The organism is Nocardioides piscis, from assembly GCF_011300215.1.
Classification (GTDB): Bacteria; Actinomycetota; Actinomycetes; order Propionibacteriales; family Nocardioidaceae; genus Nocardioides; species Nocardioides piscis.
The window spans coordinates 2,405,625-2,427,246 of sequence record NZ_CP049866.1 but is presented as its reverse complement, the minus strand read 5'-3'; the positions used below and the strand labels follow the sequence as shown (position 1 = coordinate 2,427,246).

The window sequence follows — 21,622 nt, the reverse complement described above, 5'->3', positions numbered from 1 at the left end:
CTGACAAAAAAATATTGTCAGAAATTATTGTCTTCACCAAAGAAACCACCACCACAACCAAAAAGGCCATGATGACGGGGCAAAACAAACTAATTCGTCGACTATGACACACTGTTGAGTTCTCAAACATCACACGCACATCGCGCTCACCCAGAACAATCCGGACTTGCTACGACCGCTGATGGTCAAACTGTATGAGGCGTGTTCCCGCAGGAGCAAATCCTGGGCTTTTCGCACCTCGATCCCCTCAGCGTCTCGAACCTTCAAGGTCCGAAGTGGTGAGGAGGTGGCCGATCCGGGAGCCGGAAGCCCGGCCTTCTGGCCTTGCTTCCCGCCGCATCCCGGCGACGAAGTAGAACATTAGGCAGGTTCGGCCGATCATGCAAATCCATTCCGTGTGACCGCGCCCACATGGGCCTGCGGATCGCTGTTTCCGCAGGTCAGGGGCCACTTTTTGGTTTCGTCAGGCGACCTGGACCCCGGCGAAGCGCTTCTTGCCGCGGCGCAGGACGAGCCAGCTGCCGGCCAAGAGGTCGCCCTCCGACGGCACGTGCTCGGGATCCTCGACGCGCACGTTGTTCACGTAGGCGCCGCCCTCGCCGATCGTGCGGCGGGCGTCGCCCTTGCTCGTGGCCAGGCCCGCGGTCACGAACAGGTCGACGACCGAAGGGATCTGGCTGCGCTCGACGGCGGCGGTTCCGGCCTCCGCCAGTGCGGCGGCCAGCGTCGCCGCGCTGAGGGCCTGCAGGTCACCCCCGCCGAACAGGGCCGCCGCAGCCGCCTTGGCCTGCTCGGTCTCGGCGGCGCCGTGGACGAGCGTGGTCACCTCGTCCGCGAGCTGCTTCTGGGCGGCCCGCAGGAACGGCTTCTGGGCCGTCTGGGCCTCGAGATCCTCGATCTCGGCCCTGGTGAGGAAGGTGAAGACCCGCAGCATCTCCCCCACCTTGGCGTCCTCGACGTTGAGCCAGAACTGGTGGAAGGCGTAGGGCGACATCATCTCGGGGTCGAGCCACAGGGCTCCCCCTCCGTCTTGCCGTACTTCGTCCCGTCCGACTTGGTCAGCAGCGGGGTCGCGAACGCATGCACCCGCCCCCGTCCGCCCGGCGCACGAGCTCGGCGCCCGCCGTGAGGTTGCCCCACTGGTCGGAGCCGCCGAACTGCAAGGTGATGTCGTGATCGCGATGGAGGGTGAGGAAGTCGAGCGACTGCAGCAGGACGTAGGAGAACTCGGTGTAGGAGATGCCCGACTCGAGCCGGCGCGCGACCACGTCGCGCGAGAGCATGCGGTTCACCGGGAAGTGCTTGCCGATGTCACGCAGGAAGTCGATCACCGACATCGATGCGGTCCAGTCGTAGTTGTCGACCATGGTCGCGGCGTTGTCGCCCTCGAAGGACAGGAAGGGCTCGATCTGCGCCCGGACCCGGGCGACCCAGTCCTTCACCGTGTCGATCGTGTTGAGGGTGCGCTCTCCCGACTCCTTGGGGTCGCCGATCATGCCGGTCGCGCCGCCGACGAGGGCGTAGGGACGATGCCCTGCGTCCTGGAGGCGCTTCGCGGTGAGCACCTGGACCAGGTGTCCCATGTGCAGGCTGGGAGCCGTCGGGTCGAAGCCGACATAGAAGCGAACGCTGCCCGAGCCCAACGCGTGGCGAAGCTCGGCCGGGTCGGTCGAGTGGGCGAGCAGGCCGCGCCACTCGAGCTCATCGAGGACGTTCGGAGACGACACGCGGGTCCTTCCGGTCGGGATCCTCCGAGCCTCGGAGGCGGCCCTAGCCTGCCAGACGGGCGGCACGCCTAGCATGTGAGATCAATCCGGCCATGAAAGGGACGACGTTGATCGCTGGCAGGTACACCGTCGGTCGTGAGATCGGTCGCGGCGGCATGGGAGCAGTCCATCTCGCCCGCGACGAGGTCCTGGGGCGCGACGTCGCGATCAAGCGCATCGGGATGCTCCCCGGCGCGACGACTCCCGACCTGGAGCGCGCCGAGCGCGAGGCCCGGCTCGCAGCCATGCTCAACCACCCACACGTCGTCTCGGTCTTCGACCTCGTCGCCGACCAGGACCAGCACTGGCTGGTGATGGAGTACGTCGAGGGCGAGTCGCTCGCCGACCGTATCCGCAGCAACGGCCCGATCGACCACGCGGACGCCGCCGGCATCATCTGGCAGGTCGCGGACGCGCTGGCCTCTGCGCACGAGGCCGGGATCACGCACCGGGACGTGAAGCCGTCCAACATCCTCCTCACCCCCACGGGCCAGGCCAAGCTCACCGACTTCGGCATCGCCAAGTCGCAGGCGGACGCGAGCCTGACCCAGACCGGACTGGTCACCGGCTCGCCGGCCTACCTCGCGCCCGAGGTCGCCTCGGGAACCGGGGCCGGTGCGCCGAGCGACGTGTGGTCCCTCGGGGCGACCCTCTTCCACATGCTGGCCGGCTCCCCGCCGTACGACGTGGCGGACAACCTCATGGGCGGGCTCTACAAGGTGGTCCACGAGGAGCCGCCCAGGCTCCCCGACGCGGGCCCCTTCGACGAGCTCCTGCGATCGACGATGGTGCGCGATCCGGAGGCGCGATGGTCGATGGCCAACGTCCGTGACCGGCTGCTCGAGATCCGCGACGCACGGCCCGGCGAGGGCACCACGACCACCCAGGTGATGCCGGCCGTGCCGGCGGCAGCCACCGAGGTCATCGACGAGCCCGTCGGTCCGGTCCGTCCCGTGCCTCCCGCGCAACCCGTGCCACCGGCCGAGCCCGCTGAGTCGGCTGCCCCGGCTGCCGTCGCCGCCGGCTCCCCGGAGCGCCGACCACGTTGGCCGTGGGTCGCAGCCCTCGCAGCAGCCGCTGCTGTGGTCCTCGTCCTCGTGCTGTTGAACTCGGGCGACAAGGCCGACGACGACCCCGAGCAGGCCGCCACCGAGGAGCCTTCGTCGCAGAGCACGAGCGAGTCGCCCACACAGACCACCAGCGACCAGCCCCCCAGCCCGACCGCAGCCAGCACGCGGGAGGAGGTCGCCGAGTTCGTCACCACCTACCTCTCGACCGTCACCAGCGACCCCGCGACGACGTTCGAGATGTTGACGCCGGCCTTCCAGCAGGCGTCCGGCGGCTACGGCGACTACAGCGGGTTCTGGGGGACGATCGAGTCCGCGCAGCCCAGCAACATCCGGGTCAACCCCAAGACGCTGACCGTGACCTACGACGTCACCTACCAGACCGTCGACGGCAGGACACTCAACGAGTCCAACGTGCTCCAGCTCGCCCGCAGCGGCGACGGCTACCTGATCGCGGGCGAGCCCTGAGCCGACGCCGCGGGCGCGCGCTCGACGTCGAACACGATCGTTGCTGGTCAGGCGGCCGCATCAGGCGCAGACTGCAGGAGTGACGTCGGTGTCGAGCCGCCCGGGCCGTCCGGGGATCGCGACGACGGTGGAGGTGATTGCCCCACCGCCGCGCCCCGTCCGCCACTTTGCCCGCTGGGTCGCCGCATCCACGCCCCGCGGCGCTGCGGTAGTCAACGTCGGGGGCGGCTGCAACGCCTCGGGTGAGTTCCCTCGGATCCGACGTCGCGCCGACCTGCTCGTCGCGGTGGACCCGAGCGCTCGGGTGCTGGGCAACAGCGACGCAGACGAGCGACACCAGTCGACGCTGGAGGACTTCGCCGTCGGGCACCCGGACCAGTTCGACGTCGCCTTCGCGGTCTTCGTGCTGGAGCACGTCGCCGACCCGGCCGCGTTCACCCAAGCCGTGGCGCGTGTGCTCAGGCCCGGCGGAGCCTTCATGGCCATCACCCCCAACCAGTGGCACTTCTTCGGGCTCGCGACCTGGGCCACGTCCAGGCTCGGTCTCAACGAGTGGCTGCTCAGGCGGGTGCGCGATCCCGGTCAGGTCAGCGAATACCACTTCCGGACCGAATACCGGATCAACAGCGTCCGCTGCATCAGCCGCCACCTCGAGCGCGCCGGCTTCTCCGAGGTGGAGTTCCGGATGTGGGACCTGCCATGCGCCTACGAGCCATACCTTCCGACAAGGCTGACGTGGCTGGCGACGGCGTGGACCCGCGGGGCGTATCGCCTCCACCGCCCCAACCTGATGGGGCACCTCGCCTTCAGGGCCGTGCTGCGCAGCTGACGGCGTGACACCTGAGTAGGGCGGGTGGGGCTCGAACCCACGACCCAAGGATTATGAGTGAAGGAGCAGCGTTCTCAGCCCGCCTCACTCACCCTCACCTGAGCGTGAATCGTGGGGGTCTGCCCACCCTCGGTTCTCTCTGTTTCTCGGTAGTTCTCAACCGTCTGGGGGACGATCTGGGGGACGGAGGGGGACGACCATGACGGTGGAGGCGACGATCCACGGGCGCCGTATGCGGCTCTTGGGCTCCCGGGAGGCCCCAGGCGTCCTGTTGGACACGTGGCAGGACCTGGACGGACAGCCTGGGTCGGTGACCCGCGTCGGGTTGGTCGCTCTCATCACGAATGCTTCGGACGGCGTAGAGAACCCGTTCCTACCGTGGGGCGACACGTACGCGGTGGGCTACGCGTCGCATCCCAGCAGTGACCCTGTGGAGCGGTTCCTGGAGGCGGTCCGGCAGGAGCGGGAACGGTCCAGGGAACGGCTCAGTGAGCCCCTCCAGTTTCGGCAAGTTCACCCGCCCCCCGATTGACACCTAGTTCGGGAGGCCCCCTGCAGGGACGACTACCGCCCGGGGCCTTCGTCTACCCGGAGCACAGGGAACCTAACTCGATCCTGCGTCTCTCCTCCTTCGTCCGGACTACATGCGGTCGAGAAGTTCAGCCTTCTTCGTTGCGAACTCGTCATCCGTCAGCACACCGGCTTGGTGCAGTTCTCCGAGTTTGCGCAACTGTTCGGGCACGTCTTGCGCGGGGGCGTTAGAAGGTACGTCCGCTTGCTCTCCCAGCCTATTCACCTGCTCGATGATGGCTTGCCTCAGGTACGGGCCAGAAACCTGATCGCACTTGAACTCGATGGAGTTCCCGGACGTGTGGACCTCCACCTGGGACCAGATGCCCTGGTTCCTGCATTCTGTCGACGACACTCGTGCCATTGGGATCGACTCCGTGCCAGCGCCAGAACGGAACAGCGAACCGAGTTTCCCCATGCTGACGAGTTCAACGCGGTCAGGAAAGATGACGAGGAACTGGTCGGCGGAGTCATCGAATGTGTGGCCGACCGCCACCGCTCCGGCGACCTCGACGCCCTTCTTCTGCGCTTTCGCACGGGCTTTGTCCGCCATCGCCTGCGCACGTCCGTCTGCCTTGGCTTGTTTCGCCTCTGCCTTGGCCGGGTCCTTCGAGAACATCCCCATGCTCTGAACATAGGGGAGGAAAGACCCCCGCGCTACGTGCATTGCTAACCCGCACCTGCACTCCGCTTGGGGTTGTCAGACGTCACCTCCGGGCGGCCTTGCGCACCGCGTCGTTGAACGCCCGGGCCCAGGCCCCGCCAGGCTCCGGGTCGTTCTCGGGAAGGTTCCCTTCCCCGGCGTCCGCGTTCACGCGCCTCCGGGGCTCCTGGGCGGTCTCCGGGTCCGCCGGGGCGGTCTGGGCCTTCTTGCTGGCGCTGAACGCGGTCCGGATGACCTCGTTCATGTCGTCGTGGGAGGTCACTGGGGCCCGCTGGCGGTCTGGGGCAGCGCCTCGGCCACGGCGCCCCAGTTCTGTTCCTGAAGTGGGACGTGCTCGCCAGGCTGGCGGACCTTGGGCGGCTTGGGCCCTTCCAGAGTCGCCCGGAGTGCGGTGAACACTGCCTCCAGGGTGTGGTCGTACCCGTTGGGGCCCTTCAGTCCCTCAGCCAGCCCCGTCGTGCCCGTACTGGCACCCCGGTAGGACACGGCCTGGCCGTCACGACGGGCCCGCTGAATCCATGCAGCCACGGCGCCCTGTGTCTGCACGTCGGTGAGGACGGCGGCCAGTTCCTCCAGCAACCCTTGAGCCTTCACACGGCCCTCCGCCATGGCGGCCTCCAGTGCGGCGGCTTGCTCGGCCCCCTCGGCGTTCAGGAGGTCCTGAATCTCGTCCTCGGTTCGCTGAACCGCGACCTGGAGGGCTTCCATCTCTCGGCGCTTGGCGGCGGCGTCCTTGTCGTGCGCTTGAACGTGCTTTTGCCCAGGGTCAGGCTTCCCGTCGATCAGGGCCTGGGCGTATGCCTCACGGTCAGCCTCCAGGGCTTGGTCCCTGGTGCGGTCCAGCCGGTCACTGGCCTTGGCAGTGTCCCTGTAGCGGTCCTGGAGTTCCAGGTGGCGAGCCTGGAGGCCGGTGAATGCCTTCCATTCCTCCACCTCGGGGTAAGTCATGGGTGCGATTCGTCGTGCCATGGTGGCGGTCCTTCCGTTGGGTGTTTCGTGGGTAGTTGTGGGTGGTTCAGTCAGTGAGCGGGTCGCCCATGGCGTCAATCAAGGCCGCCACTTCGGCGCGACGACGTTCCCCACCCACGGCCAGGGCGGCGTCCTGCATGTCTCCTGGGCCGATGGGCTCCCCCAGTTCCACTTCGGCGTCCCTCACGAACGCCAGCAGCCCGGCCAGGGCCTCGGCGCGGGTGATGGCACGTTCCAGGACCCGGCGGGTGGCGTGAAGTTCGCCCTCTAGCCAGGCGGCCAGGACGGTGGTGTGTGTCGGGCTCGTCACGGTCATGTTGTTTTCGTTCTCCTGAATCACTCGGTGACGCGGACGTAGTTGCGGGTGCAGTGGAAGCCGCCCCACACCGGGACCGGTTGGGCGGGGATCAGCAGCCCGTTGGGGGCCTGCACCCAGTCCTCCGGCGGCGGTTTCCTGGACGCGTCGGACACGGGCCCCGTGCGCATGTCGGGGGCCAGGGCCAAGGCGGCGAAAGACAGTGCCAGGGCCAGGTCGTCGTGGCCGGTCCCGGCGGCGGCGATCCGCACCCCACCGTTCTGAGTGGCTTGCGACTCCAGGCCCGCCAACTCCCTCAGTAACTGGGGGTCGTCGGGCAACACGAGCGCATCCGACGAAAGCAGATCCAGGAGGCGCCCGAACGCCAGTTCCTTGGACGCCTGGGTGGTGTTCACACGGGTGACGTACCGCTCCCCCAGGGCGTCCTCCAGGGCCTCCGTCGCGGGCCCGCCGACACCGTTGGTCTCGGACAACACCTGGACCACCTGGTAGCCGCTGACCTGTCCCGACTGGAGGAACGGCACCCCGGTGTTGCCTGCGGTGAACCCTCCACGCCACCCGCGCCTGGGTGCGGCCTTTGCGATCCTCGCTACCCGGTCCACCTGCACCCGGTAGCGGGCCTGAGAGGTCTCCAGCCACGGCAGGAAGAACACGGGGTGGCCGTTCAGCCCGTAGTCGTCCACGACCCCCAGTAGCGCCACGGCGTGGGAGTCCACCCGGTTGCCCCAGTCGGCGCCCAGCACCACAGTCCCGCCGGTTGCGTCCTCGGGAGACGAGAGCCGGTACGGGGCCACGGCGGCCATCAGGTCGTCACGGGAGAAGAACCCGGCGCCGCCCTGGACGAACTCGCACTCGTACTCGGTGCGCCACCGCAGCGGGTCCATGGAGGACCGCATCAGCGAGATGTAGCCAGGCGTGATCCAGCCGCCGTTGTCGGTAGAAGCGTCGGCCAGGCGCCACCGGAAGGTCCGCACGTTGTCGTGGCCGCCCTCCCCCTGCATGGCGAACCTGTAGAACAAGCCGCTGGCCTCCCAGGCGGTGCAAGCCAGCACCACCCGGGCGCCCTCCGCCTCCCTGGCCGTGATCGTCGGGAGCGCGGCGCCCTCCAGCACGTCATCGGAGACGAACGCCGCCTCATCCACCAGCAGCAGGTCGACCGTAAAGCCCCGGATCGCCCGCTCGGAGGCCGGGACGGAGACGATCTGCGAGCCGTTGCCCAGCAGCACCCGCTCTATGGACTCGTCCACCACCTCACCGGCCAGCAGCGGGTGGTCCAAGACGCGGCGGACCTGGCCCAGGAGCCGCTTGGACGACCTTTCGCCAGCGGACACGATCAGGACCGTCTGGCCGGGACGCCGGAACGCCCACCACACTGCCAGCACCGCCAACGCCCGCGACTTCCCCACCTGACGGGGCCCAACGATCACGGAAAACAAGGACTCCAGCGTCAAGGCCTCGGCCTGCCACGGGGTCAGGGGATGGCCCACCAGGGCGGCGAACGCCGCCACGTCCTCCCTGGCACGGACCAGCCGGTTTCCAGACGCCGGAACATGACTCATGGAAGGCTCACCACCATGGACGACGAGCCGAAAGAAGACGACCCCCTGCGGTCCAACGGGACGCACGACAGCGAACTCAGCGAGACTCGCAGGGCCGCATGGGCTCTCCACCGTGACCTGCTGGCCATGGCAGACAAGGCGGACACCCCTGAGTACATGCGTGCAGGACTGCTCGAACGCGCTCGGGCAGCGCAAGCCACATACGACGGACTCGAACAGTTTTGGCGCTGGAAGCATGAGCAAGAGCAAAACGTGCTGATGCTTAAGGTGGCGGAGGCCAGCAACCATCTCGCCCGACAGTCGAACACCACCGCGAAGGCGCTGAAGAACTGGACGGTCGTACTGGCCGGGGCCACCGTCATCCTCGCCGTCGCCACGGTCGCCCTCATCTTCGCCACGCTGGCCGCCTGACCCATCACGCCTCAGCCTCCGCGTCCATCTGGGCCCATACCTGGGCCAAGGACACCTGCTGGGCGGCCACGTCCTTCCCAAGGCGGGCAGCCGCCAACGGTGACAAGCCCAAGCGGTCACGGTGGCGCTCCAGAGCCCGCTCCACCTTCCCCAGGAGCGCGGCAGCAGACCGCACCTCCCCGTTCTCCGCCAACTCCGCCGGGACAGCCTGAGTGGCCGTGGCCTCCAAGTAGGCGCCCAGGCGTTCGCGCTGGGCCAGGCACCGCGCCAGGTCCATCACGGCACCCCGGTAGCGGGGCTCCGCCAGGTAGGCGGGCAGTTCCCCGGAGTCGGCCAAGCCTTGGGCTATCTCCCGTGCCCTGGGCTCAACCAGGCGCTCCGAGTAGGCGCCGTGGGTAACGGCAACCTGGTTGCCAGCGGTGAAGGGCTCCCAGGAGTAGCCCCTGGTCGGGGTGCCGGACGGAGGCCCGTTGTTGGGCGTGGGCTTCTGCTCGGTGGTCATTCCGATGCCTCCCCACTGGGGGACGACTGGGGGGCGGACCAGTAAACGTGCAGGTCAGAGCCCTGTTTTGGATTGGGAGAGGACATTGAATCCTTTGCTCTCACGGCGGGAGCACCCACGGCAGCGGCCTGCCAGACGCGCATCGTTTCGGCGCCTAGGAATCGCGCCCACGACCTGGCGGCCTGCCCCACTTCGCCCGTGGTGTTCTGCGGGTGTCTGTCTGGGGGTGTCTGGGTGAGTGTCTGGGCAGACGCGGCCTGTCTGGAGTAGGCGTCTGTCTGCCCCCTCTTTCTAAGGGGCAGACACCAGACACCTACGACGGGCTGAGACGGTCGGTGGGTCATACGAGTGGCTCCTCTGCGGGGATGACCCAGGTGGGTCGGTTCTTGGTGCCGTCGTTGCGGACGCGGCCTTCAGTGGCCAGGCCGGTCAGGGCGGTGGCGGTGTTTGGGCGGTGGCGGTTCAGTTCGGTCGCGTAGTAGCCGGTGCTCATACCGGGGGTCCGGTGGATGGCGGCCAGGAGCAGGTCCGGCAGTGTCGCGCTGGCGCCGGGGACGTCGGTGGGTAGGAGGACACCGGAGCCGGTGCCCTCGATCTTGCGGAAGGCGTACGCCAGGGGGTGTTCCAGCATCTCCCCGTCACGGTGCTTGCGGTGGTGGAGGGTCCGCACCCCGGCGGGGTCGCCCTTCAGCAGCAGGGTGGTGTCGCAAGCGTCGGGGAGAAGGGTGGAGCCGCGTTCCCGTTCGGCGTCCCAGCCGGTGTTGTGGAGGGCAAGGACCAGGCCCCCGGCGCTCTGCTGAACCCGCTCCAGGCCCTTCACGAACGCGCCCATGTCCTGGGTGTCCTCTTTGCCTGCCCCGGCGGCACGTACGGAGTCCACGATGGTGAGGACCGCTCCGTAGTGGGCGACTACGCGGCCCAACAGGTCGGCCTCCACCCAGTCGCGCAGGTTGAGCCCGTCCCGAACCCAGATGATGCCGTCCGCCCGGACGCCTTGGTGAGCCTCCCAGGCTCGGAGGCGCCTGGGAATGCCGTGGAAGCCTTCCAGGGCGATGTAGACGACCGGGCCGTGGACGCGGACCGGGATGTTGCCGGTGGTCTCCTGGCCGGTGGCGACGGCGGCGGCCCAGGACAGGGCGAGCAGCGTCTTCCCTAGCCCTCTGGCTCCGGCGAGCATGGACAGGCCTTCGGCGGGCAGCACTCCGTCCAGGAGGGGCGGGGTTCGGGGAGATGGTCGAGCGCGTCCCGGTCCAGCCCGGGGAAGCGTCCCAGGGCGGTGAGGAGGAGGTCGTCGCGGACCGGCTGGACCGTCACCGGGCCGCCCCCCGCTCGTACTCCATACAGGCCTGCTTCAGCGTCGCCGTGAACGCGCTGCGCATCGTCGCTCGGCGGCCACCCTCGACCTGGACTGATCCGGCCCCGGCGTCCACGAGGACGCGGGCGATCCGCTCGGCCGTCCCTGCTCCGAACCCAGTGACGTGGCGAAGGTCCACGATGACGCGGCGGTCGCGTTCCGGGGTGCCGTCCTGCCACCCGATGGGACCCCACGTGTCCAGAGTCAGGTCGGAATCACGCAGGTAGCCGGAGCGGTCGACGGGTCGGGGGGTGACGATGCACGCCTCATGAACCAGCACGGCTGGCCTCCTCCAGGTCGGAGGGGCCAGCGGTGTCGGCAGACCCGACCTCGTACGGCAGGCCCACCAGGGCTAGCAGAAGCGGCGCTGGGACGCGGCGGTGCTTGCCCACGGTGATGGTGGGGAGCGATCCGTCGTTTGCAGCGCGGTAGGAAGTAGCGGGGCTTAGACCGATGAATGCCCCGGCCTGGGTGATGGTCACCGTGGTGACGGCCCGGAGTTCCTCGACGGTCGGAGCGGTCACGACGCCCTCCCCATCAGTCCATCCAGGACCGCCAAGTAGCGGAGGGCGGCGTGGCCCCTGGGCTTCCGGATGCCGTTCTCCCAGTTGCTGATAGCGGCGTGTGTGACCCCGATGGCTTGGGCTATCTCCACCTGGGACACCTCGGCGGACACCCGGACGTGCTTGGCGGTGCCGGAGGCGACCAGGTGTCTGACCCGCGCCAGGGCTACGGGGTCAGGTGCTGAGGTGGTGGTTTCGTTCACGCTCCCGACGTTACATATTTCAGACAGGTTCGTGTAGACAGTAGAACTACATAGCCGTGTACCTCGCAGCCAGCGCCCTACACGGCCCACTACACACCCGTTACAGGTTCGTGTAAAATACAGGCATGGATGAACGAGACTGGCCCCAACGGCAGGCATTCCTGATGGGTCCCTGGGAGGTCATCACCTGGTGGCAGCCCGTACATGGCTCCCCCCAGGTGGTGGGTGTAGATATCCGGTCGTTCCACTCCAGCAAGGACGGCCGCCCTGGTCCTGCGCCCGATTGGGTCCAGTTGGGCCAACCGGTCGAGGGCACCGTGGCTGGGGTACCGGTTGCGACGACGTACTACGCGGGCGAAGAGCCTCGGGAGTTCACCGGCCTGGAGCCCATCGACGGGGAAGCCCTAGCGGTGATCACCAAGGCCCTGCTGCGGGGCCTGCCGTGGGAGTCGATCAGGGAAACCACCCGCCGGTACCTCCGCTGGAGCGCCGTGGGTGAGGAATCCCTGGCCGTGGACCCGGCGGCCAAGGCTAGGGCGAGGGACCGCGCCAAGGCCCTCCGGGAACCCATGCGGGCCTCCTACCCGCCGGAGCACTGGGAGGACGTGGCGAGGGTCTACAACGGCGCGGTGGCACGCGGTGACCGGCACCCCACGGCAGCGGTCAGGGACCAACTCATCCCGGCGCGGGTGGAGCGGGACCGGGCCAAGGCCCGGACGACGGCAGCGAACTGGGTCAGGAAGGCCAGGCAACTGGACCTGATCGACCCCGACAGGAGGAAGCAATGACGCAAGGCAGAGGCCCCAGCGGGGTCGTGAAGGAACGCCACGGGAAGCACTATCCCGTGGTCAGGTACTACGACGCGACAGGCAAGCGCCGGGAACGGTGGGGGTCCGCCAGCAAGACCAAGACGGCAGCCAAGAAGGCTCTTCGAGATGCGTTGCACGCCCAGGACCACGGCACCTGGAAGCCGTCGGCGGAAACCATGACGTACGGAAAGTTCCTGACGGAGCGGTGGCTTCCGAGCCTCACCAACCAGGTCCGGGAGACGACCCTCACCGGGTACGCCCGCCACGTCCGCGTCTACCTGGTGCCCCAGTTGGGTGGCATCCGACTGGACCGCATCGACGGCGCAGACCTGGCGGCGTTCTACGGGCGCATCCGCCAGGAGGGCGTGAAAGGTAAGCCCCTGGCGGAGAACTCGGTGGCGAGAATTCACGCCACCGTGTCCCGATCGCTTCGTGACGCAATGGAGTCCGGCCTCCGGGCCACCAATCCGGCGAGGAATCTGCCACGGGGTGCCAGGCCCAGGCAGGGCCGCTCGGGTGGGGTGACGTTGCGCTATTGGACCGCCGACCAACTGAACGTCTTCCTGGGTCACGTCCAGGCCCAGGAGCCCCGGTTCTACCCGCTGGCCCGTTTGGCGGCGTACACCGGCATGAGGCGCGGCGAGGTCGTGGGGCTCCGCTGGCAGGACCTAGACCTGGAGGCAGGGCACCTGTCCGTTCGGCACACCATCACGGCGGTGGACGACGCCAACGGTGGCGGCATGAAGGTCATCCACGGTGAGCCCAAGTCCGGTAAGGGGCGACGGGTGGACCTGGACCGGGAGACGGTTGCAGTCCTCCGGACGTGGAAGGCCCAGCAGGCGCAGGACCGGCTGGCGCTTGGTGGGGCATGGCCCAGCCACGGGCTGGTGTTCACGCGGGAGGACGGCGCCCTGTTCCATCCGGACACTGCGTCCACGTTCAATGACCGGCTGGTGAAGGCCACTGGTCTCCCCCGACTCACGTTCCACGGTCTCCGACACACCCACGCCACGATCCTGCTGGCCAACAACGTGCCCGTGAAGGTGGTCTCCGAGCGGTTGGGGCACGCCACAGTGCAGATCACCTTGGACACGTACGGGCACGTCATCCCCGGACTTCAGGGCCAAGCAGTGGACGTGTTCACCAAGGCGCTGGGGGGCGCGTGATGGAGGCCCCGACGAACGACTGGGGGACGAACTGGGGGACCAATCCCCCATTCCCCGGAATGGAACAGGGTCTGACCCGCGTTTCCGCAGGTCAGACCAGTAGGGCGGGTGGGGCTCGAACCCACGACCCAAGGATTATGAGTCCTCTGCTCTGACCGACTGAGCTACCGCCCCGTGACGGGCCGCAGCCTACGCAATCGGCCGTTCTCCGGACACGGGGCCTGGCCGCGACGAGCATGGAGACATGCACCGACTGATCGTGACCGCGCTGCTCGCCGTGACCACGGTCGGCGCCTTTTTCCTCGCCCCGCCCGCGCAGGCCGTGGTCGACAAGGACTGTGGCGACTTCGCCTCCCAGTCCGCGGCCCAGAGCTTCTTCCTCGCCGCCGGCCCGGGCGACCCGCACCAGCTTGACGCGGAGGGCGACGGGCTGGCGTGCGAGTCCAACCCCTGCCCGTGCTCCGGCACGGTTGCGCCGCTGATGGCACAGCCCACGTCGACATCGAGCCCGACCCAAGCCACCACAGCCACCACGAACCCCGACGGGTCCGGCAACAGCGGACCGGTGCAGCGACACCGCGGCAACGTCGTCCGGATCACTGACGGCGACACGCTCAAGGTGCGCATTCGCGGCGTGGGGGTGCGGTCGGTCCGCATCCTGGGCATCGACACGCCCGAGGTGTACGGCGCACGCGAGTGTGGCGGCGACGCCGCGACCACCCACCTCGAACGACTCGCTCCCGTCGGCTCCACCGTGCGGCTCGTGTCGGACCCGACCCAGGCCGACCGCGACCGCTACGGCAGGTGGTTGCGCTACGTCGAGCGCGGGCGCAAGGACCTGGGTCGCGAGCAGGTCCGCAAGGGCCTGGCGCGGACCTACATCTATCGCAACGACCCCTTCAGCCGCTCCCGTGCCTACCTGCGCGTCGAGGCTGCCGCCCGCGGCGGGATGCGCGGCTCGTGGCAGGCCTGCTGGTGACCTCACCCTGATCCGGTCCCGCCCGGCTCTGGCCATCACCGGGCCGGACCGGCGATGCTCGGGTCATGAGCGACGAGCCAACCGCCCTGGAACCGCTGCCCGAGGACTGGGAGAGGGCGCTGTGCATCGTGGCCCACCCCGACGACCTGGAGTTCGGTGCAGCGGCCGCCGTGGCGCGGTGGACCGGCCAGGGCAAGCACGTCACCTACTGCATGGTGACCAGCGGTGAGGCCGGCATCGACGGCCTGCACCCCGACGAGTGCCGCCCCCTGCGCGAGGCCGAGCAGGTCGAGTCGGCGCGGATCGTGGGCGTCGACGACGTCGAGTTCCTCGGCCAGCCCGACGGGATCGTGGAGTATGGCGTCGCCCTGCGCAGGCTCCTGGCCGAGGCGATCCGCCGGCACCGTCCCGAAGTCGTGGTGACGGGCAACTTCCGTGACACCTGGGGAGGCGCCTCGCTCAACCAGGCCGACCACATCGCGGTGGGACGGGCGGTGCTGGACGCGGCGCGCGACGCCGGCAACCGGTGGATCTTCCCCGAACAGCTCTCGGCGGACCTCGAGCCGTGGGGCGGGGTCCGCGCCGTGTGGGCAGCTGGGTCGCCCGAGTCGCGGCACGCCGTCGACACCACCGACACCTTCGACCTCGGCGTCGACTCCCTCTCGGCCCACCGCGCCTACATCGACGGTCTCGGGTGGGAGAACTGGGACCCGCGCGAGTTCCTCGAAGGCATGGCGCGGCAGTCCGGGCAGCGCCTGGGCGTCGCCTTCGCGGCGCCGTTCGAGGTCTATCCGCTCGGCTGGGGCGACTAGACCGGGTGTTGTCCACCCGCTCCTCGCGGGTGTTTGATGGGGGGATCCTTGGCGCACGTGCGCCGCCTCGGAAGGGTCGATCCCGATGACCAAACGCCTGTTGCACCTCATCGCCACCCCGCGCGGGCTTGCCTCCAACACGGGACGGATCTCGAGCGTCCTCCTGGAAGAGCTCGACGATCGCTACGACCTCGACGTGAGGTCTCTCGACCTGTTCCGGGCCGACCTGCCCGCGGTGGCGGGCAGCAACATCAAGTCCAAGTACGCGCTCATGACCGGGCAGGCCCTGGACGACGAGGCCCGCGCCTCGTGGGGGGAGATCGAGCGGACCATCGAGGGGTTCCTCGACGCCGACCTCTACCTCGTGACCGCTCCCATGTGGAACTTCGGGGTCCCTTATGCCCTGAAGTACTACATCGACGCGATCGTCCAGCCCGGCTACCTGTTCACCTATGACGAGCAGGGGCAACCCCGGGGCATGGTGCACGACCGGAAGATGGTGTGCGTCACCTCGCGCGGCGGTGACTACTCGCAAGGGCCGATGGCCCAGTTCGACTTCCTCGAGAACTACCTGCGCGCGATCTTCGGATTCGTCGGGATCACCGACATCAAGTTCTTCAACGCACAGCCGATGGACATCACGACCGACCTGCGCAAGAGCGCCAACAAGTCCGCCATCCGCGAGGTGCGGTCCTGGGTGTCCCAGGGAGCGTGGGACGCCGTCCCGGCCGACACACCCGCTCCGCTTCCGACCGACATCAAGCCCAAGGTCATCGTGGAGTAGGCCCGTGATGGCCGTAGGGCAGCTCGTCGGCATACCCCAACGCGGCGAGGACACTGGGCAACAGCGCCTTCGCCGTACGGCGATAGCCGGCGCTCGACGGGTGGAACCGGTCGACGGCGAACATCGCGTCGGGCTGGGCGATGAAGAACGGTCCGACCACGTCGCCGAGCGAGACCGCGTGCGCGCCGAGGCCCGTCGCGACCTGTTGCTGGAGGGCCGCCAGCTGGCGTGAGGCCCTGGCCCCGACTCCCCTGAGCGGCTGCGGCACGGCGGTCAGCGCGCCGAGGTCGGGACATGTCCCCACCACGACCTCGGTCGAGTGCTCGTGGAGCGCCTCGATCACCTCCGTGAGGTGCTGGCCCGAGACCGAGGGACGGACCCGATGGGTGACGTCGTTGCCTCCGACGACGATCACGGCGACGTCGGCGCGATAGCCCGCCGGCAGCGCAGAGAGCTGGGCGCGGACCATCGAGGTCTCGGCCCCGACGCAGGCGCCGGTGTGCAGGCGGACCGCGCGCCGAGTCGTCTTGGCCAGCCGCTTGGCCAGCTGGCCGCCGAGGGTGTGCTCGGGCTGGTCGGCCCCGAGCCCCGCGGCGATCGAGTCGCCCAGCATCAGCAGCTCGATCGTCTCGCCGTACTTCTTCTTGTAGGTCCGGTCTGCTCCGAGCGCGACCTCGCCCAACGGCTTGCCGATCAAGCGGCGGGCAGCTCGCGCCTGGAGGCGGAAGAGCTGGTGTCCCCCCACCCCCAGCACGGACACCGCACCGAGACCGGCTGCGGTCGCGACGAGCAGCGGTCTTGTCTTCCACGTCATGGGCGTACCGGACCACCATGACGTGTCCGGCATGCCAGCAGAGGGTGTCCGAGGGGTGTACGCCGAGCCGTGGCCGACGTCGAAATGACGAAGCCCGCCTGACGTGGTGCATGTCAGGCGGGCTTCTCTGCTCCCCCGGTTGGACTCGAACCAACAACCCTCCGGTTAACAGCCGAATGCTCTGCCAGTTGAGCTACAGGGGATCGCTTGTGCAGCGGTGGGAAACCTTAGCAAGCCGCACGGGAGGGGAGAAATCAGTACCCGCCCTAGAGCCCGACGTCGGCCCGGGCCGCCGTCAGAGCACCCGCGGCCGCCTCGCGGACGACGGGATCGGCCGGGTCGACGCCCTCGTCGTACTCGAAGAACCAGGCGACCTCGCCGGTCCCTCGGGGCGGTCGTCGGCCGATCACGCGCACGCCTCGACGACCGCTGAGCGGCACGTGACGCTGGAGCACGACACTGGCGGTGACCCGCTCCCGCACCAGCTCGAGCAGCCGTCGCGGCTCAGCAAGCGTGAGTGACTTCGACTCCTGCTCCTCGCCCCAGGTGCCGACCAGCACGACCTTGAGGACGTCGTTCTCGCTGTCCCAGTCGGCCGACTGGATCTCCTCCCAGGGCACGCGCTGCGCGCCGAGGTGGAGCGCGTCGCGGGTCCCAGCGACCACCTGGCCGTCGGCGCTCTCACAGGCAGCGAGCACTCGTTCACCCGACGCGACACTCGGCATGGGTGAGGCGCGGCGCAACGACCTCACTGGCTGCTCACCTGCTGGTCGCGGAGGTTGCGGCGGTGCTGCTCGAGCGCCACCAGCTCACCGAACATCTTGTTGTAGGCGCCGGCACTCTCGACCGGGTTGGTGCGCTGCAGGCGAGACTTCAGCTCGGCGATCCGGCGCATGGTGGTGAGCTCCTGGAGTCGGTAGACGTGCATGGCGACATAGGTCGGCGTGGGGTCACTGGGCGTCAGCACCGGCTCGACCCCGAGCTCGCTGATCGCCGAGGAGACTGCCGGGTCGGCCACCGAGGCACGCACCCGCGTGCTCCACCCGGGGTCGGAGGCGCCCGCCGCCGGCCCGCCCGCAGCGGCGACTGCCTCCCACACCCCGCGATAGGTGGGGTGGCTGAAGTCGCTCGGGCCGACCCCGTTGATCACCCGACCCACCGATGTCGGGTGCTGGATGACGATCTTGAGCGTCTCGCGCTCGATGGCGAACCGGGGGTCGCGCAGGTTGGGCACCTGGGGACGCTGCTGGACGGGCAGCGCCTCCTCCACACCCCGCGCGGGCGTATGGCGCTCGGCCGGCCTCGCCGCGCGGGCAGCCGCGCGGCGTACTTCTGTCCTCGCCTCGTCGACGTCGACGCCGATCATCCCGGCGATCTCGCGGGCGAACGAGTCGACCTTGGACCTGTCCCGGATGCTCGAGACCAACCCGGCCGCCTCGCGCAGCGCGTCGACCCGGCCGTCTGCACGGTCGAGGTCGAACTTGGTGAGCACGTTGGTCAGCACGAAGCGATAGAGCGGCTGGCGCTTGGCGACGAGCTCGCGCACGGCCGCGTCGCCCTTCTGGATCCGCAGGTCGCACGGGTCGAGACCGTCGGGCTCGACGGCGACATAGGTCTGGGAGACGAAGTTCTGGTCGCCGCCGAAGGCCTTGAGGGCTGCCTTCTGGCCGGCCGCGTCGCCGTCGAAGGTGAAGATCACCTCGCCCCGGAACTCCTCGTGGTCGTGCAGGAACCGTCGCAGCACCCGGGCGTGGTCGTCACCGAAGGCCGTGCCACAGGTCGCGACGGCGGTCGGCACCCCGGCGAGGTGGCAGGCCATCACGTCGGTGTAGCCCTCCACGACCACGGCCTGGGAGGACCGGGCGATGTCGCGACGGGCCAGGTCGATGCCGTAGAGGACCTGGCTCTTCTTGTAGAGCGTGGTCTCGGACGTGTTGAGGTACTTGGCCTCGATCTTGTCGTCGTCGAAGATCCGTCGCGCGCCGAAGCCGATCGTGTCGCCGCTGGCGTCCCGGATCGGCCACAGCAACCGACCCCGGAAGCGGTCATAGGCCGAGCGCCCCATGACGACCAGGCCTGCCGCCACCGACTCCTCGTCGCTCAGCCCACGCGCGCGCAGGTGGCGGGTGAGAGCCTCGCCGTCGCGGGGGCGAACCCGATCCCGAAGGTTGTCGCCGCGTCCTGGTCGAAGCCGCGGCCGGTGAGGAAGCCGCGGGCCACCTCCGCGTCCGGTGTCTCCAGCTGGCCGGCATAGAACTCCTGCGCGATCTTGTTGGCCTCGATCAAGCGCCCGCGCGAGGGCCCGCGCGGCCGCTCCGAGGGTGCGTCACCGTCCTCGCGCCGCAGCTGCACGCCGTACTTGTCGGCCAGCCGCTCGACGGTCTCGCCGAAGGTGAGGCCGTCGATCTTCATCAGGAAGGCGATGACGTCGCCGCCCTCCTGGCAGCCGAAGCAGTGGAAGAACCCGCGCGCCGGGGTGACGTGGAAGGAGGGCGACTTCTCGTCGTGGAAGGGACACAGCCCCTTCAGCGACCCGCCGCCGGCCTTGCGCAGCGTGACGTAGGACGAGACGACGTCGTCGATGCGCGCCTTCTCCCGCACTTCTGCGATGTCGTCCTCGCGGATCCTGCCTGCCACGGTGCGGAGTCTACGGTCGCGCGCCCACACCCGTGCGGGTGTCAGGGCGTTCCGTTCCGCGCCGGTCTTTGACAGGTTGGAGGGATGAGCCATCAAGCGAATGACGACCAGACACTCGGGGCTCTGGTCAACCAGCTCACGACCCAGGTCCCCGAGCTCATCCGGAGCGAGATCCGACTGGCCCAGGCGGAGGTCGCCCAGAAGGGCAAGGCCGCCGGCGTGGGGATCGGCATGTTCAGCGCCGCCGGTCTGCTGGCGTTCTTCGCCTTCGGCACCCTCGTCGCCGCTGCCGTCCTGGCCCTCGACCTGGTGCTGGACGCCTGGCTGGCGGCGCTGATCGTGGCCGTCGTCCTGCTCGCGATCGCCGGTGTGATCGCGCTCCACGGCAAGAACAAGGTGGCCGAGGTCGGGTCACCGACCCCCGAGAGGGCCATCGACGGCATCAAGGACGACGTCGCGACGATCAAGGGAGGCAGCAGTGCCTGAGTCCAGGAGCCCCGAGGAGATCGAGGCAGACATCGCGCGCCAGCGTGAGCAGCTGGCCGAGACCGTCGACCAGCTGAGCGCCAAGCTCGACGTGAAGTCCCAGGCGCAGGCCAAGGTGGCCGACGTCAAGGACCGGGCGACGACCCCGGAGGGCAAGCCACGCCCCGAGGTCCTCGCCGCCGCCGGTTCGCTCATCGCGATGACGGCCGTCCTGCTGATCTGGCGCATGCGCCGCAACCGCTGACAACGAAGGAGAAGATCATGATGAAGAAGCTCGTACTGCTCGCCGCCGGCGGGATCGGCTATGTCCTGGGTGCTCGCGCCGGCCGCGAACGCTATGACCAGATCGCCGGGGTGGCCACCAAGGTCAAGAACGACCCGCGCGTCCAGGACGCCGCCCACCAGGCCACGGAGACCGCCAAGTCCCAGGCACCCGTCGTGAAGGACAAGGTCACCTCGGCGGCCGGTGCGGCAGCCGACAAGGTCAAGCCGTCCTCCAGCCACAAGGACGACCTGGAGAGCCAGCTCAACCCGGACAGCACCGCACTGCAGGACGACCCCTACCCCAAGGGCGACCTGCCCTGATCGGTCTCAGCGGCCCGTCAGCTCTCGATGACGCTTGACGGCCCGCGCGTCGGTGTATGACGCCACCTGGTCGACGATCACTCGTCGCCGGGCGGCGTCGTCACCTGCCGTCTCCCAGTCCTCGACGAAGGATCGGTCGAGCGCGTCGGCTCCCCTGGCCCACATGGCGTCGAACAGCTCGGCCAGCAGCGTGCGCTGACGCTCCATCAGGGCGAGCCGGTCGTCGGCCTGCATCACGTAGTGCGCGGCGATCCCCTTGAGGATCCCGATCTCGATCTCTGTCTGCCGCGGCACGACCAGGTCGGCCCGGTGACGGACGAAGGGCGCCTCGCGGACGGCGAACGTCGCTGCCTGGACGCTGCCGCAGAAGCGCCCGATCAGGTCGCTGGTCAGGTTCTTCATCGCCGCGAGTGAGCGCCGGCTGCCGTCGTAGGGAGTCGAGGGCCAGCTCTCCTGGGTGCGCATGCCGGCCAGCGCCGCCGCCAGCTCCGCGTCGTCGCACTCGGGGAGATACCACGCTCGCACCGTCTCCCAGAGGGCGTCGTGGTCGAGCGCGGTCAGGTCGAGGCGGCCGGCGACGATGCCGTCCTCGACGTCGTGGACGGAGTAGGCCACGTCGTCGGCGAGGTCCATCACCTGCGCCTCGAGGGCCTTGCGGTCCCCCGCCACCCCGCGCCTGACCCACGCGAAGACCTCGGCGTCGTCGTCATAGACCCCGAACTTGACCACGTGTCGCGGGGTCCCGTCGGCGTGGACGCCGCCGGGGTCGGGCGCCAGCGAACGGGGCCAGGGGTACTTCATGCAGGCGTCGAGCGTCGCACGGGTGAGGTTGAGGCCCACCGAGCCCTGGGGACCGAACGTCTTGGCCTCCAGGCGAGCCAGCAGGCGCAGGGTCTGGGCATTGCCCTCGAAGCCGCCGCAGTCCTGGCTCAGCCCGGCCAGCGCGCGCTCTCCGTTGTGCCCGAACGGCGGGTGGCCGAGGTCGTGGGCCAACGCGGCCGTCTCCGTGACGTCAGGGTGGCAGCCCAGCGCGCGGGCGAGGTCACGGGCGACCTGGGCCACCTCGAGGCTGTGGGTGAGCCGGTTGCGCACGAAGTCGTCGGACTGCGGGCCGACGACCTGGGTCTTGGCAGCCAGCCGCCGTGAGGCGGCGGCGTGCACCACCCGGGCGCGGTCACGCTCGAAGTCGGTGCGCACCGGCGCGTCCACCCGTTTGGGCGGCTCCGGCACGATCCGCTCGCGGTCGGCGTCGCCATACAGCTGCTCGATGCTCATCGTGCGGCGAGCCTAGTGCCGCCCACCCACGGGC

The 21,622-nt window shown here is 69.0% G+C and carries 26 protein-coding genes, 2 tRNA genes and 1 pseudogene; 11 read left to right on the top strand and 18 right to left on the bottom strand.

What is annotated here, in order from left to right; translation table 11 throughout:
- Positions 1-463 precede the first annotated feature (463 nt).
- Positions 464-1,727 (bottom strand): annotated as a pseudogene (gene tyrS, locus G7071_RS11975) (tyrosine--tRNA ligase).
- Between the two features lie 107 nt (positions 1,728-1,834).
- Between tyrS and G7071_RS11970 the strand changes: the two are divergent.
- Positions 1,835-3,301: a serine/threonine-protein kinase gene (locus G7071_RS11970; protein WP_166319038.1), complete on the top strand. Its 1,467-nt coding sequence runs from the start codon at positions 1,835-1,837 to the stop codon at positions 3,299-3,301.
- A 79-nt stretch (positions 3,302-3,380) separates the two neighbouring features.
- Entirely contained in the window at positions 3,381-4,130 is a 750-nt protein-coding gene (locus G7071_RS11965) for a class I SAM-dependent methyltransferase (RefSeq protein ID WP_166319035.1), read from the top strand.
- A gap of 640 nt (positions 4,131-4,770) precedes the next feature.
- Here the strand turns inward: G7071_RS11965 and G7071_RS11960 are convergent.
- From G7071_RS11960 to G7071_RS11940, 5 genes are all read right to left on the bottom strand, one after another.
- Entirely contained in the window at positions 4,771-5,325 is a 555-nt protein-coding gene (locus G7071_RS11960; RefSeq protein ID WP_206062781.1) for an SHOCT domain-containing protein, read from the bottom strand.
- A gap of 82 nt (positions 5,326-5,407) precedes the next feature.
- Positions 5,408-5,626 carry a hypothetical protein gene (locus G7071_RS11955; RefSeq protein WP_166319029.1) on the bottom strand — a complete coding sequence of 73 codons (219 nt, stop codon included), beginning with the start codon at positions 5,624-5,626 and terminating at the stop codon, positions 5,408-5,410.
- Positions 5,623-6,312: a hypothetical protein gene (locus G7071_RS11950; RefSeq protein ID WP_166319026.1), complete on the bottom strand. Its 690-nt coding sequence runs from the start codon at positions 6,310-6,312 to the stop codon at positions 5,623-5,625. The genes G7071_RS11955 and G7071_RS11950 overlap by 4 nt, the downstream gene beginning before the upstream one ends.
- 67 nt (positions 6,313-6,379) lie before the next feature.
- Entirely contained in the window at positions 6,380-6,673 is a 294-nt protein-coding gene (locus G7071_RS11945; RefSeq protein WP_166319023.1) for a hypothetical protein, read from the bottom strand.
- Complete coding sequence (locus G7071_RS11940; protein WP_166319020.1) at positions 6,670-8,157, bottom strand: terminase large subunit domain-containing protein; 1,488 nt, start codon at positions 8,155-8,157, stop codon at positions 6,670-6,672. Before G7071_RS11940 ends, G7071_RS11945 begins: the two co-directional genes overlap by 4 nt.
- Positions 8,158-8,223: 66 nt before the next feature.
- On the opposite strand from G7071_RS11940, the gene G7071_RS11935 reads away from it, so the two are divergent.
- On the top strand, positions 8,224-8,619 hold the full coding sequence (locus G7071_RS11935) for a hypothetical protein (RefSeq protein WP_166319017.1): 396 nt from the start codon (positions 8,224-8,226) through the stop codon (positions 8,617-8,619).
- 4 nt (positions 8,620-8,623) lie between these two features.
- Here G7071_RS11935 and G7071_RS11930 read toward each other — a convergent pair whose 3' ends face one another.
- The 5 genes from G7071_RS11930 to G7071_RS11910 form a co-directional block, all read right to left on the bottom strand.
- Complete coding sequence (locus tag G7071_RS11930; protein WP_166319014.1) at positions 8,624-9,121, bottom strand: hypothetical protein; 498 nt, start codon at positions 9,119-9,121, stop codon at positions 8,624-8,626.
- Between the two features lie 340 nt (positions 9,122-9,461).
- On the bottom strand, positions 9,462-10,298 hold the full coding sequence (locus G7071_RS11925; RefSeq protein WP_246209974.1) for an AAA family ATPase: 837 nt from the start codon (positions 10,296-10,298) through the stop codon (positions 9,462-9,464).
- A gap of 133 nt (positions 10,299-10,431) precedes the next feature.
- Positions 10,432-10,755 (bottom strand): hypothetical protein, encoded by a 324-nt coding sequence (locus tag G7071_RS11920; protein WP_166319007.1) that lies wholly within the window; start codon positions 10,753-10,755, stop codon positions 10,432-10,434.
- Positions 10,742-10,999: a MerR family transcriptional regulator gene (locus tag G7071_RS11915; protein ID WP_166319004.1), complete on the bottom strand. Its 258-nt coding sequence runs from the start codon at positions 10,997-10,999 to the stop codon at positions 10,742-10,744. Before G7071_RS11915 ends, G7071_RS11920 begins: the two co-directional genes overlap by 14 nt.
- Positions 10,996-11,241 carry a helix-turn-helix domain-containing protein gene (locus G7071_RS11910; protein WP_166319001.1) on the bottom strand — a complete coding sequence of 82 codons (246 nt, stop codon included), beginning with the start codon at positions 11,239-11,241 and terminating at the stop codon, positions 10,996-10,998. The genes G7071_RS11915 and G7071_RS11910 overlap by 4 nt, the downstream gene beginning before the upstream one ends.
- Before the next feature lie 125 nt (positions 11,242-11,366).
- Between G7071_RS11910 and G7071_RS11905 the strand changes: the two genes are divergently transcribed.
- Positions 11,367-12,029 (top strand): hypothetical protein, encoded by a 663-nt coding sequence (locus G7071_RS11905; RefSeq protein ID WP_166318998.1) that lies wholly within the window; start codon positions 11,367-11,369, stop codon positions 12,027-12,029.
- The gene (locus G7071_RS11900; RefSeq protein ID WP_166318995.1) at positions 12,026-13,216 is read left to right on the top strand and encodes a tyrosine-type recombinase/integrase; all 1,191 of its coding nucleotides are present in this window, start codon (positions 12,026-12,028) and stop codon (positions 13,214-13,216) included. The genes G7071_RS11905 and G7071_RS11900 overlap by 4 nt, the downstream gene beginning before the upstream one ends.
- 100 nt (positions 13,217-13,316) lie before the next feature.
- On the opposite strand, the gene G7071_RS11895 is transcribed toward G7071_RS11900, so the two are convergent.
- A tRNA-Ile gene (locus G7071_RS11895) sits at positions 13,317-13,390 on the bottom strand.
- A gap of 70 nt (positions 13,391-13,460) precedes the next feature.
- On the opposite strand from G7071_RS11895, the gene G7071_RS11890 reads away from it, so the two are divergent.
- The 3 genes from G7071_RS11890 to G7071_RS11880 all read left to right on the top strand — a co-directional run bounded on the left by G7071_RS11890 (position 13,461) and on the right by G7071_RS11880 (position 15,791).
- Positions 13,461-14,195, top strand: a complete 735-nt coding sequence (locus G7071_RS11890) for a thermonuclease family protein (RefSeq protein ID WP_166318992.1) — start codon at positions 13,461-13,463, stop codon at positions 14,193-14,195.
- 65 nt (positions 14,196-14,260) lie between these two features.
- Entirely contained in the window at positions 14,261-15,007 is a 747-nt protein-coding gene (locus G7071_RS11885; protein ID WP_166318989.1) for a PIG-L deacetylase family protein, read from the top strand.
- Positions 15,008-15,092: 85 nt separating this feature from the next.
- A complete protein-coding gene (locus tag G7071_RS11880; protein WP_166318986.1) occupies positions 15,093-15,791 on the top strand; it encodes an FMN-dependent NADH-azoreductase in 699 nt (232 codons plus the stop codon).
- On the opposite strand, the gene G7071_RS11875 is transcribed toward G7071_RS11880, so the two are convergent.
- The 5 genes from G7071_RS11875 to G7071_RS20030 form a co-directional block, all read right to left on the bottom strand.
- Positions 15,778-16,605, bottom strand: coding sequence for an SGNH/GDSL hydrolase family protein (locus G7071_RS11875; protein ID WP_166318983.1), 828 nt, complete (start codon positions 16,603-16,605; stop codon positions 15,778-15,780). The genes G7071_RS11880 and G7071_RS11875 overlap by 14 nt on opposite strands.
- A gap of 130 nt (positions 16,606-16,735) precedes the next feature.
- Positions 16,736-16,808, bottom strand: a tRNA-Asn gene (locus G7071_RS11870).
- Between the two features lie 63 nt (positions 16,809-16,871).
- Positions 16,872-17,303: a hypothetical protein gene (locus G7071_RS11865; RefSeq protein ID WP_206062780.1), complete on the bottom strand. Its 432-nt coding sequence runs from the start codon at positions 17,301-17,303 to the stop codon at positions 16,872-16,874.
- Positions 17,304-17,353: 50 nt separating this feature from the next.
- Positions 17,354-18,709: a DNA primase gene (locus G7071_RS11860; RefSeq protein WP_425489429.1), complete on the bottom strand. Its 1,356-nt coding sequence runs from the start codon at positions 18,707-18,709 to the stop codon at positions 17,354-17,356.
- Positions 18,706-19,242 (bottom strand): CHC2 zinc finger domain-containing protein, encoded by a 537-nt coding sequence (locus G7071_RS20030; protein WP_425489393.1) that lies wholly within the window; start codon positions 19,240-19,242, stop codon positions 18,706-18,708. The genes G7071_RS11860 and G7071_RS20030 overlap by 4 nt, the downstream gene beginning before the upstream one ends.
- An 84-nt stretch (positions 19,243-19,326) precedes the next feature.
- Here G7071_RS20030 and G7071_RS11855 point away from each other — a divergent pair, with 84 nt between their 5' ends.
- The 3 genes from G7071_RS11855 to G7071_RS11845 are packed head-to-tail and all read left to right on the top strand — an operon-like array spanning position 19,327 to position 20,313.
- A complete protein-coding gene (locus G7071_RS11855; protein ID WP_166318980.1) occupies positions 19,327-19,728 on the top strand; it encodes a phage holin family protein in 402 nt (133 codons plus the stop codon).
- Positions 19,721-19,972 carry a DUF3618 domain-containing protein gene (locus G7071_RS11850; protein ID WP_166318977.1) on the top strand — a complete coding sequence of 84 codons (252 nt, stop codon included), beginning with the start codon at positions 19,721-19,723 and terminating at the stop codon, positions 19,970-19,972. Before G7071_RS11855 ends, G7071_RS11850 begins: the two co-directional genes overlap by 8 nt.
- 17 nt (positions 19,973-19,989) lie before the next feature.
- The gene (locus G7071_RS11845; RefSeq protein WP_206062779.1) at positions 19,990-20,313 is read left to right on the top strand and encodes a hypothetical protein; all 324 of its coding nucleotides are present in this window, start codon (positions 19,990-19,992) and stop codon (positions 20,311-20,313) included.
- Positions 20,314-20,319: 6 nt separating this feature from the next.
- Here the strand turns inward: G7071_RS11845 and G7071_RS11840 are convergent, their stop codons facing one another.
- Positions 20,320-21,588, bottom strand: a complete 1,269-nt coding sequence (locus tag G7071_RS11840) for a deoxyguanosinetriphosphate triphosphohydrolase (protein ID WP_166318974.1) — start codon at positions 21,586-21,588, stop codon at positions 20,320-20,322.
- Positions 21,589-21,622: the final 34 nt, after the last annotated feature.